This is a genomic window from Chromobacterium sp. CV08 (assembly GCF_051129845.1).
Taxonomy (GTDB): domain Bacteria; phylum Pseudomonadota; class Gammaproteobacteria; order Burkholderiales; family Chromobacteriaceae; genus Chromobacterium.
This window is the reverse complement of record NZ_CP150453.1, coordinates 2,880,488-2,891,225: the sequence shown is the minus strand read 5'-3', so window position 1 is coordinate 2,891,225 and position 10,738 is coordinate 2,880,488. Positions and strand designations below refer to the sequence as shown.

Genomic DNA, 10,738 nt, shown 5'->3' with positions numbered 1-10,738 from the left:
GTACGGAAATATGAGCGTGGAAATAAGAGAAGACCTGGATATCGCCGTCATCGGCCTGGCGGGCCGCTTTCCGGGAGCGGACGATTGCGGCCAGTTCTGGCGCAACCTGCTGATGGGCGTGGACGGGACTTCCCGCTTCAGCGAGGAAGAGCTGCTGGCGGCGGGCCATGACGCGGCCAAGATACGCAACAAGGACTTCGTGCCGGTCAACGGCGTGCTGGCGGGCGCGCAGTGCTTCGACGCCGAATTCTTCGGCTACAGCCAGGCCGAGGCGGCCCTGCTGGACCCGCAGACGCGGCTGATGCTGGAGTGCGTTTGGCACGCGCTGGAGAACGCCGGCGTCGACCCCGACAGGCGGGGCCGGAATATCGGCCTGTTCCTCGGCGCGCGCAGCAGCGTGCAGTGGACGATGCAGGCGATGTTGTCCGAGCAGGTGGAGAATGTCGGCGGCTTCCTCGCGTCCCAGCTGGCCAACAAGGACGCGATGAGCACGCTGATCTCCTGGAAGCTCGGCCTGGAAGGCCCCAGCTTCACGCTGCAGACCGCCTGCTCCACCAGCCTGGTCAGCATCCACCAGGCGGCGCAGAGCCTGCTGAGCGGCGAATGCGACTTCGCCGTCGCCGGCGGCGTCAGCCTGTTGCTACCGCAGCAGAACGGGCATACCTACCAGGACGGCATGCTGTTCTCACGGGACGGCAAGACCCGCGCCTTCGACGCCGAGGCCAGCGGCAGCGTCTTCGGCAGCGGCCTCGGCGCGGTGGTGCTGCGGCGGGCAGGGGACGCCATCGCCGACAACGATCCGATCTGGGCCATCCTGAAAGGCTCGGCGATCAATAACGACGGCGCGCGCAAGGTCGGCTACACCGCGCCCAGCGTCAAGGGGCAGGCGGAGGCGATACGCGCGGCGCTGGAACTGGCCGAGGTCGACGCCGCCGATCTGGACTTCATCGAGTGTCACGGCACCGCGACCGCGCTCGGCGACAGCATAGAGTTCATGGCGCTGCGTGACGTCTTCGGCGCCGGCACGACGCCGAACCGCTGCGCGCTGGGCGCGGTGAAGGGCAATATCGGCCACCTGGATTCCGCCGCCGGCGTCGCCGGCTTCATCAAGACGGTGATGGCGCTGAAGCACGGGGTGATCCCGCCGACGCTGCATTTCCAGCGGCCCAATCCGCAGCTGGAATTCGAGAGCAGCCCGTTCTACATCAACGGCGGCGCCGAGCCGTGGCCGCAGACGGCGGGCCGTCCGCGCACCGGCGGCGTCAGCAGTTTCGGCATAGGCGGCACCAATGCGCATATGGTGCTGCAGCAATACCTGCCCGTGGCCGAGGCCGCGCAGGAGGGGGCCGAAGGCGGGGACGCGGCGCTGCGGCTGTTTCCGTTCTCCGCCGTCAGCCGGGAGGCGCTGGCGCGGCAGCTGGAATCGGTGTCCCGCTGGCTGGCGTCGCAGGCGGGCCCCGACCTGGCCGCGCTGTCCGACACGCTGTGCCGGCGCCGCGCCTTCGGCTGCCGCGCGCTGTTTGCGGCCGACAGCAAGCTCGAACTGATGCGGGAAATCGAGCGCCATCTGTCGCTGGAGGACGACGCCGACGAGGCCGCGCGCCTGCGCCGCGCGCTGGAGGGCCGCTCGCCGGCGATGCCGGCGGAACGGCTGGACGCGATCGCCGCCTGGCTGTCCGGCGCCGCCGGCGCGCTGCCGGTCGCAGGATTCGGCGGTCGGCCGCTGCTGGACGTGCCCGGCTATGCCTTCGCCCGCGACGAGCACGGCATCGCGCATATCGGCGACAAGACCTGGGCGCGCATCGCCGGCATCGTCGCCGGCGCGGACGGCGACGCGTCGAAAAACGCGGCCGGGCTGCTGACGCCGTTCTGGCGGCCGCTGCGCACGCCGGCGCCGGCGGCAAGGGCGGACAATCGGGCGGTGCTGTTGGCGGACGCGTCGCTGGACGCGCTGCGCGGCGGGGTCGAGCGCTTCGGGATAGAGACCGCCGGCCTGGACATGCTGTGCCCGTCGAGCTTCCGCGCCGCGCTGGCCGAGCTGGCGGCCGGCGCGGACCGCCAGCAGTCGCTGACGCTGGCGCTGGCCTTTCCGGCGGACAGCTTCTCGCTGGCCGCCGACGACCTCCGGGTCCTGGCCGAGCTGGGGCGGACGCTGGCGGAAGCCGACTTCTCCGGCTTCGCCGCGACGCATGTCTACCTGGTCGCGGCCGGCGGCGAGCGCGCGGCCGGGGACGTGCTGACGGTGGCCGCGCTGAAGGCGCTGGCGCTGGTCGCGCCCCAGGAAATTCCCGGCATCGGCTGCGCCTTCGTCGGCATGGCCGATCCGGACGGCGAATCGGCGCCGGCGGCGCTGGCCGGCTTGCTGGGAACGGCGATGCACGGCCCGCTGAAGCTGAGCGACGAGGGCCTGTTCGTCGAGGACTTCCGCTGCCCGGACGCCGAGGAAAACGAGGTGCTCGACGAGGCGCGCTTCGCCGGCAAGACCTTTGTCATCACCGGCGCCGGCGGCCGCATGGCCAGGGCGATGGCGCTGACCGCCGCGCGGCGCTTCGGCGCGCGGCTGGCCTTGATCAGCCGGCAGGCCGCGGACGCCCCGGCGATGCGGGACCTCGGGCGCGAGCTGGAGGCGGCCGGCGCGGCGGCGGTGGAAGTGTTCCCGTACGCGCTGGAATCGGAGTCCGAGGCGCTGGCGCTGTTCGAAGCGATACGCGGCCGCCTGGGCGAGATCTGCGTCGTCATCCACGCCGCCGGCGTCACCGACGGCGACTCCTTCGCCCCGCTGGCCCGGCTCGACGCCGAGCGCTATCTGGCGCAGCTGGCGCCTAAGGCGCGCGCGTCCGAGGTGCTGGCGCGGGTATTCGACAGCGTTCCGGTCGAATACTGCTTCGCGACCTCGTCGATGTCGGCCTTCTTCGGCGGCATCGCGCATGCGCCGTACGCCGCCGCCAATCTCTTCCTCGACGGCTGGGGCCGGCTGCAGAACCGTCGGCCGGGCGCGACGCGCTGGGTGGTGGTGAACTGGGAGACCGTTCATTTCGACGCGGAGCGCCATGGCGAGCCGCATGCCTGGGGCAGCGGGGAGGTGGCGCTGTCCGGCGCGGCGTTCCCGGCGCTGTTCGAGCGCAGCCTGCGAGAGCACGACCGCGAGAATCAGAAGATATTCTCGGCCGGCCAGTTCGTCGACCGCCTGTACGCCTGGGGCGGCAGGCGCGCCGTCGCCGGCGCCGGCGCCGCCGCGCAGCCGTCCGCCGCCGGCGTCCGATTGAAACCGAGGCCGGCGACGCTGGGCGCCGTCTACCGGGCGCCGGACAACGCGCTGCAGCGGCAGATCGCCGCGATCTGGAGCGGGATCGTCGGCGTCGACGGCATCGGCGTCGACGACCGCTTCACCGAGCTGGGCGGCGACAGCCTGAAGACCATCGTGATGGCGGAGAAAGTGTACAAGACGCTGGGCAAGCGCATCGCGATACCGGAGTTCTTCGCGCTGCCGACCATACGCGAGATCGAGCGCCAGTGCCTGCTGGACCGGGACGCCGCCGCGGCGCCGCCCGAGGTCGATCCGGCCGAGCCCATCGCGGCCAGCGCCGACCAGGAATTGCTGTACATACACCAGACCGCCTTCGGCGACGCCAGCTACAACATGCCGGTGGCGTTCCAGTGTCCCGGCGACTTCGACGAGGCGGCGATCGCCGCCGCCATCGAGCGGACCGCGAACCGGCACCCGGTGCTGAAATGCGTGTTCGAGAGGCAGGGCGCCGAGCTGATGATGCTGCCGCGGCTGGATGCCGAGGTCGGCCTGACGGTGTGCGAGGCCTCGGCGGAACCGGCCGACGACCTGGCCCGGCTGGAGCGTTTCGCCGGCCAGCCCTTCGATCTGCACCGCGAGCTGCCGATACGGGCGATGATGATCAAGGCTGCGGCCGCGGGCCAGCCGCAGCGGGTCCTGATCGTGGTCCACCACATCGTCTGCGACGCGGTGTCGCTGGGCATACTGGGCGGCGATTTCCAGCGCGCGCTGGGCGGCGGGGCGCTGCCGCCGGCCGAATACAGCTTCGCCGCCTACCGCCGCCACCGGCAGGCGTCCCAGAGCGCGGAACAGGCGCGCAAGGACAGGGCCTACTGGCTGGCCAACCTGCTGCCGCTGCCGGCGCCGCTGGCGCTGCCGGCCGCGGACGGCGGCGAAGGGAGGGGCGGACACCGCGGCGCGACGCGGGTCGAGCGCCTCGCCCCGGAAACCGGCGCGGCGGTGCAACGGCTGTGCGGCGAACTGGGCCTGCCCGCCTTCACCTTCTTCCTCGGCCTCTTCGGCGTGCTGATCGGCCGGGTGGCGCGCGCCGATTCGCTGCTGCTCGGCGTGCCGGTCACCGGCCGCACCCAGCCCGAGGAACTGGCCCTGGTCGGCTATCTGGTCAATATGCTGGCGCTGAGGCTGGAGCCGGACGCCGACTTCCCGGCGGCCGACTATCTGCTGGACCTGAACGCGCAATGGCTGGAAAGCGTGCCCTACCAGGGCTATCCGATGAGCGCGCTGCTGGAGGACCTGAGCGCCGAGCCGCATTGCCAGGGGCGGCAGGGCCGGCATCCGCTGTTCGACGTGGTGTTCGGCTATCTGCCGTTGAGCCTGAACGGCGCCGGGACGCGGCAGCCGGACGGCGGCTTCTCCCGGCTGGAGCTGGCGGCCGACACCGCCAAGTTCGACCTGGTGATGGAGGTGTCCGAGACCGGTGACGGTTTCGACTGCACGATGCAGTACCGCGAGAGCATGTTCGGCGCCGCCGCGATCGAGGCGCTGTTCGGCTACTACTTCGCCCTGATAGACGAAGTGCTCGCCGACCCCGGCGCCGATCTGGGCAGCCTGCTGCCCGGCCTGAACTTCCGGCCGCAGCCGCCGGCTTCTTCGCCGGCGGCCGATCAGGACGCCGATTTGGAATTCGATTTCTAGCACGGGGCAAACGATGAGCTTTGTTGGCAATGCATGGAACGCGCTCGGCGATGTCGGGCTGTGGGCATACGAGGAAATGAGCATCTATCGGCGCAGGCGCGGCGCGCGGACGGCGCCGGGCGACGACGGCGACGCGGCGGCGCGGCTGCGGGCGGCCGACTACCGCACGGTCGAGCGCGTCAGCGGCATCTCGGTCGCCGAATTCGGCGAACGCTATCTGATGCGCAGCGAGCCGGTCATCGTCGCCGACGGGATGCGGGACTGGCAGGCGCGGCAGATCTGGAGCTTCGATTATTTTCGCCGCGAATTCGGCGACATGACGGTGCGGCTGCAGGACGCCGGCTTCAAGCCGCGCGACAGCGTCGAACTGGGCGCCTATCTGCGCCGTATCGCCTCGCTGCCGCCGGTGGAGCTGGGGCAGATCGGCGCCGATCTCGATTATCTGCGCTACACCTACGACTCCTTCTTCAAGCACCTGCTGTTCACCTGGGGCTTTGGCCACCGGGTAAAGACCCGCTCGTTCAGCTTCCTGGCCTTCCAGCGGCTGCGGGAGCATTGGCGGCGTCCTTATTTCCTGCCGGCGGGCGGCTACCGCATCCCGTGGGTGCAGCTGGGCGAGCTGCATCCGAATGAGCGGATGTGCCAGGACTGGGGGCTCTACTTTTCCGCGCCGGGCGCCTGCACCCGGCTGCACGTGGACGGCATGCGCAGCAATGCGGTCTTGTGCCAGGTGGCGGGCACGAAGGCGGGCTGGATTTTCTCCGCCTCGCTGGAGGACGCCGCCCGGCGCGTCGCCGAGGGGCGCGGATCCGTCGGAACCGGCGTCGTCCGTCCGGACGGCGAGGCCGACAGGATCTGGCGCTTCGATCTGGCGCCCGGTGAAATCATGCTGATCCCGAAGGGGCTGGCCCACGAGGTCCACACGCTGTCCCCGAGCATCTCGCTGACCTACAACTTCGTCACCAATCCGGAGAGCCGGGATTATTTCCGTTTCAAGACCGAGCGCGGCGCCGGCTGGATCGCCGACGCGCCCATCGCCGCGGCGCCGGCCTTCGCCGACCGCTGCCGCGGCGAGCCGGTCCGCGGTCCCGCCGACAAGGAGCTGCGCCTTGCCTGATTCCGTCTTGTCCGCGATGAAGAACCGGCCGGACGCGGCGGTGCAGATGCTGTTCCTGCACCACGCCGGCGGTTCCAGCTTTGCCTATATGCAACTGGCCCATGGCCTGTCCGCGGCGATCGAACCGTTCTGCCTCGATCTGGCCGGCAGAGGTTCGCGCTTCCTCGAACCGTTCCAGGAAGACGCCGAGGCGACGCTGGCCGAGATACTGGCGGCGATCCGGCGACGGGGCCTGGGCCGGGCGAAGCCGCTGCTGCTGTTCGGGCACAGCTTGGGCGCGGAGCTGGCCTACCAGCTCGCCCGCCGTCTGCGGCGGGAGTCGCCGGCGATGCGCCTGGGCCTGATCCTCTCCGGGCGCGGTTTCGTCGAGCCGGGCGAATCGGCGGAAGGGCCGGACGCGACGATGTCGGACGCGGAGATCCTGCGGCTGCTGGAGCAGTACGGGGGCACGCCGCCGGAGGTGCTGGCGCAGCCCGAGCTCAGGCGGCATGTGATAGACGCGATGCGCAACGACCTGCGCCTGCTGCAATCGTTGTGCGGCCTGCCCAAGCCGGCGCTGGACGTCCGCGCCGACGTCGTCGGCGGCGATCTGGACCACCGCGTTCCGCCCGCCGGCCTGGCGCGCTGGGGACGGGCCTTGTCGGTTCCGGCGGCGCCGCGGATCTTCGCCGGCGGGCACTTCTACCTGTTTTCCGAGCCGCGGCTGATTCCCTGGATAGAGGAGAGGGCCGCGGCGCTGGCCGCGCAGGTCCATCCTGTTTCCGAGCGTTTGAGCGAGGCGCTCGCTTGAGCGTGACTTTCACCTGACTGAGTAAAGACATGTTTTCACAAACGATTACCGATTTTTGGCAGGAAACCTTCCTCGGCGGCGAGATCCTGTTCCGCAACGACAAGCTGACGCTGTCGGCGAATCCGGGACTGAGCGAGGATCGCCGCGCGATGCTGCTGCAGACCGCCGACGGGCGGCTCATGGCGACGCTGACGCCGGCGCTGGCCGACAGGCTGGGCCTCTACGGGCAGCGGGACCTGTCCGAGCCGGCGCTGCGGCAGAGGCTGGGCGACGGCGGCGTGGCGCTGCACGGCGCAGACCATGTCTTCTATTTCACGGAAACCGAGCAGCGCGCCTTGCCGAGGCAGGGGGGGGCGGGCGAGCCGCGCCTGCTGACGGAGCGGGATCAGGCGATCTTCGCCGAGTTTCAGGCGTCCGCGTCCGAGCAGGACCTCGACGACGCCTATGTGGAGCTGGACCACTGGGCGGTGTTCGGCGCGCTGGACGGCGAGCGTCTGGTCAGCGCCGCCAGCATGTATCGCTGGGGCGACGCGGCCATCGCCGACATGGGCGTGCTGACGCTGCCGCCGTTCCGCGGCCGGGGGCACGCCGCCAGGGTGGTGCGCGCGCTGAGCGGGCATGCCTGCGAACAGGGCCACGAGCCGCAATACCGTTGCCAGTTCGACAACCTGGCCTCGGCGGCGCTGGCCAGGGCCGCCGGCCTGACATGGTTCGGCAAATGGGAAGTGATCTCGCCCGATTCCGCCGAGTGAACGGCGGCAGACTCTAAGACAAGGAAGAAATCGTGATGTCGGAACTCAAAGTGGCAGTGGTCGGCGGGGGCAATATCGGTTCCAGCCTGGCTTTCGATTGCGCGCTGCGCGGGCAGAGCGTGGTGGTGGTGGAAAAGGACGAGCCGTCCTGCGAGCAGAGCCGGGAGAGGATGCTGGAGACCGCGGCCTACGCGCCGCTGTTCAGCCCGCTGGCCAGGGGGAAAAAGGCCGGGGACATACTGGGCAAGGTCGTCTGGTCGACGGAATTGCAGTCGGTGTCCGATTGCGGCCTGGTCGTGGAGAACATCCCGGAGAACATCGAGCTGAAGCAGGCCCTGTATGCGCGGATGGCCGAGTACATCGCGCCCGACGCGGTGCTGGCGGCCAATACCTCCTGCATCCCGATCACCAAGCTGGGCTCCTTCCACAAGACGCCGTCCCAGGTGATAGGGGTGCACTTCATGAATCCGGTCTACATGAAGCATACCGTCGAGGTCATCGTCGGCCTGAACACCTCGGAGCAGACCCGGGCGCGCTGCCTGGAAATGCTGGCGACGCTGGGCAAGAAGGCGGTGGTGGTGAAGGACGGCCCGGGTTTCGTGTCCAACCGGATCTCCCACCTGTTCATGAACGAGGCGGCGTTCGCGATCCAGGACGGCATCGCCAGGCCCGAAGACGTGGACGCCATTTTCAAGGAGTGTTTTGGCCATAAGATGGGACCGCTGGAAACGGCCGACCTGATCGGCGTCGATACCGTGGTCAATTCCCTCGATGTGCTCTACCAGGTATTTCAGGACTCGAAATACCGGGTGTGTCCGCTGATGCGCAGCATGGTCGACGCCGGCCATCTGGGCCGCAAGGCCGGCAGGGGCTTCTACAGCTATTGAGCCCGAAGGGGAGCGGCGCGCGAGGCGGGCGGTCCGCAGGGGCCGGCCGCCATTCGGACCTTGAGCAGGTGCTTCCAGCCTGCTCAAGGTCTTTTTACGGCATAGACGAGGTTCTCGCGGATGCCGAGCGCGGCAAGCGGCCGGCGGCAGCGTGCTGGCGGCGGGGCGCCCGTGCCGGGAAGCGCCGTCGGAAAGGGGGACAGCTTCTTGGGCCTGCGCCGGAGGCCGGGCTGCGGAGCGGGGGGCGTGCCTGGCGCCGGGGAAGGCACCGCGCGGGCCGGGGAAGGCGGGCTTTTTCATTGATAAACTTCCGATAAGTATAATTATCGGAAAATTTATCGGAAAAAGATAAATAAATAACGTTATACGTAATATATTTATTTCAAGGCTTTTGCTACACTGCCGGCAACAATCATTGACGGGGAAGACGATGGCGGCTGACATCTACGCGCGCATCCGGCAGACGGCGTTCGAACTGGTCGGCGAGGGCGTGTGGCCGACGGTGGTCGAGGTGCGCGCCCGCCTGGGCAGCGGCTCCAACACCACGATCAACAACACGCTGAAGGCGTGGCGCCAGGAGTTCCTGGCGCGCGTGGCGGTCTCGTCGCGGCGGCCGGACTGGCCGCCCAGCCTGGTCGAGGCCTTCGAGCAGGTGTGGCAGAAGGCCTGCGACGAGTCGGAGCGGCAGCTGGAATCGCTAAGGCAGGAAATGGAGGCCGAGGCCGCCGGCCTGCGCGCCGAGTCGGCGGAACTGGCGGCGGCCGGGCAGCGCGCCGAGGCCGAGGCGCAGTCGCTGCGGCATCAGCTGGAGTTGAGCGCCGCCCGCCAGGTCGAGCTGGACGACGCGCTGCGGCGCGAACGGCTGCAGACGGAGGCGCTGCAGCGGGAACGCGAGGCGCTGTCGGCGGCGGCGGAAGCGCTGCGCGGCGAGCTGGCAGAGGCGCGCCAGGCGTCCGACGCGCGCCAGGCGGAGCAGGAGCAGCGGCACGAGCAGGCGCTGCGCGAGGCGAGGGCGGAGTCCGAACGCAAGGAGGCGCTGGCCTACGAGCGTCTTGAGGGCCTGCGCGTCCGCCTGTACCAGCAGGTGGAGGACGAGCGCAAGGACATGAAGGGACAGCTGCAGAAGCTGGAAACCGCCTTGCAGCAGGCGCGGCAGGACGCCGCCAAGGTGGAGGCCCTGTGGCGCGAGCGCATGCTGGAGCGCGAGCGCGACAACGGCGGGCTGCTGGCGCGGCTGGAGTTGCAGCAGCAGCAGGCGGACGCGGCGCGCGAGGAGCTGGACCGGCAGCGCGGCGCCGGCGAGGCGGCCGCGGCGCGGGTGCTGGAGCAGGCGGCCGAACTGGCGCGGTTGCAGGAGCGGCAGCGCCTGCAGCGGGAGCATTGGCTGGAGCGCGTCGAAGCCGCGCTGGCCTCGACCGAGGCGCCGGCCGAGCCCGAGGCGCGCCGGGCCTGGCTGGAAGCCTTGCTGGAGCCGCGGACCTAGGCCACCTGTCCCGACTGCCTGGACGGCTTGAGCGCCGTCGCCGGCCGGCTATGCTGAATGAGTTCCACTCGTTCAAGGAGCCGACAATGACTGTGCAAGGATACGCCGTACTCTATGTGGTGCTGGTCCTGCTGCTGTTTGCCGCGGTGGCCTGGAAAACCGCGATACTGCGCGACCGCGGTCCGCTGGCGCCCGGCGTCGCGGCCGGCGCGCAGACTTTCAGCCTGGCGCGCAGCCAGCTGCTGTGGTGGACGCTGGCGATCGCCCTGGTGGCCGGATGGCAGCTGATCCTGACCGGCAATCTGCTGTCGCCGACGCCGCAGGTGCTGCTCTTGCTCGGCATCAGCGCCGTCACCTCCGGCGTGGCCGGCCTGGTGGACCGGCAGGACGGCGCGCCGGCGCCGCTGGGTGCCTCCCGCGGCTGGCTGCAGGATGTCCTGGACGACGGCCAGGGCGTCTCCGTCCACCGCTACCAGGCCGTGCTGGCCAATCTGGGCCTGGGCCTGGTCTTCATCTACAAGTCGATAGCGCTGGACCGCTTCTACGAGATCGATCCGATGTGGCTGGGCGTCCTCGGCGTCAGCAGCGCGCTCTACGTCGGCATCAAGTCGCGCGAGGGCGGCGGGGTCGCCGCGCCGGCCGCCGCGCCGTCCGTGGCGCCGCCGCAGCCGGTCAATCCGGGCGGCGCGCCGCCGGCCTTGACGGTCTAGCCTGTCGTGGGCAGGGGCCGCCGAGGCGGCCCTTTTCTTTTCGCCGCGCCGGCCGCC

General features: G+C 70.0%; 7 protein-coding genes. All 7 read left to right on the top strand.

Annotated elements, in window-relative coordinates; genetic code table 11:
- The first annotated feature begins 16 nt into the window (after nt 1–16).
- Nucleotides 17–4,942, top strand: coding sequence for an SDR family NAD(P)-dependent oxidoreductase (locus WNM05_RS13510; RefSeq protein ID WP_434627414.1), 4,926 nt, complete (start codon nt 17–19; stop codon nt 4,940–4,942).
- Between the two features lie 13 nt (nt 4,943–4,955).
- The gene (locus WNM05_RS13505) at nt 4,956–6,059 is read left to right on the top strand and encodes a hypothetical protein (protein WP_434627411.1); all 1,104 of its coding nucleotides are present in this window, start codon (nt 4,956–4,958) and stop codon (nt 6,057–6,059) included.
- Entirely contained in the window at nt 6,052–6,849 is a 798-nt protein-coding gene (locus WNM05_RS13500) for a thioesterase II family protein (RefSeq protein ID WP_434627408.1), read from the top strand. The genes WNM05_RS13505 and WNM05_RS13500 overlap by 8 nt, the downstream gene beginning before the upstream one ends.
- Before the next feature lie 29 nt (nt 6,850–6,878).
- The gene (locus tag WNM05_RS13495) at nt 6,879–7,601 is read left to right on the top strand and encodes a GNAT family N-acetyltransferase (protein WP_434627405.1); all 723 of its coding nucleotides are present in this window, start codon (nt 6,879–6,881) and stop codon (nt 7,599–7,601) included.
- Between the two features lie 35 nt (nt 7,602–7,636).
- A complete protein-coding gene (locus WNM05_RS13490; RefSeq protein ID WP_434627402.1) occupies nt 7,637–8,488 on the top strand; it encodes a 3-hydroxyacyl-CoA dehydrogenase family protein in 852 nt (283 codons plus the stop codon).
- A 430-nt stretch (nt 8,489–8,918) separates the two neighbouring features.
- Nucleotides 8,919–9,971 carry a DNA-binding protein gene (locus WNM05_RS13485; protein WP_434627399.1) on the top strand — a complete coding sequence of 351 codons (1,053 nt, stop codon included), beginning with the start codon at nt 8,919–8,921 and terminating at the stop codon, nt 9,969–9,971.
- Between the two features lie 86 nt (nt 9,972–10,057).
- Nucleotides 10,058–10,681: a hypothetical protein gene (locus tag WNM05_RS13480; protein ID WP_434627396.1), complete on the top strand. Its 624-nt coding sequence runs from the start codon at nt 10,058–10,060 to the stop codon at nt 10,679–10,681.
- Nucleotides 10,682–10,738 lie beyond the last annotated feature (57 nt).

Excerpts from the sequence above, each read along its gene's own strand:
- WNM05_RS13505 (WP_434627411.1), top strand. The coding sequence starts at position 4,956 with ATGAGCTTTGTTGGCAATGCATGGAACGCGCTCGGCGATGTCGGGCTG.
- WNM05_RS13495 (WP_434627405.1), top strand. The coding sequence starts at position 6,879 with ATGTTTTCACAAACGATTACCGATTTTTGGCAGGAAACCTTCCTCGGC.
- WNM05_RS13490 (WP_434627402.1), top strand. The coding sequence starts at position 7,637 with ATGTCGGAACTCAAAGTGGCAGTGGTCGGCGGGGGCAATATCGGTTCC.
- WNM05_RS13485 (WP_434627399.1), top strand. The coding sequence starts at position 8,919 with ATGGCGGCTGACATCTACGCGCGCATCCGGCAGACGGCGTTCGAACTG.
- WNM05_RS13480 (WP_434627396.1), top strand. The coding sequence starts at position 10,058 with ATGACTGTGCAAGGATACGCCGTACTCTATGTGGTGCTGGTCCTGCTG.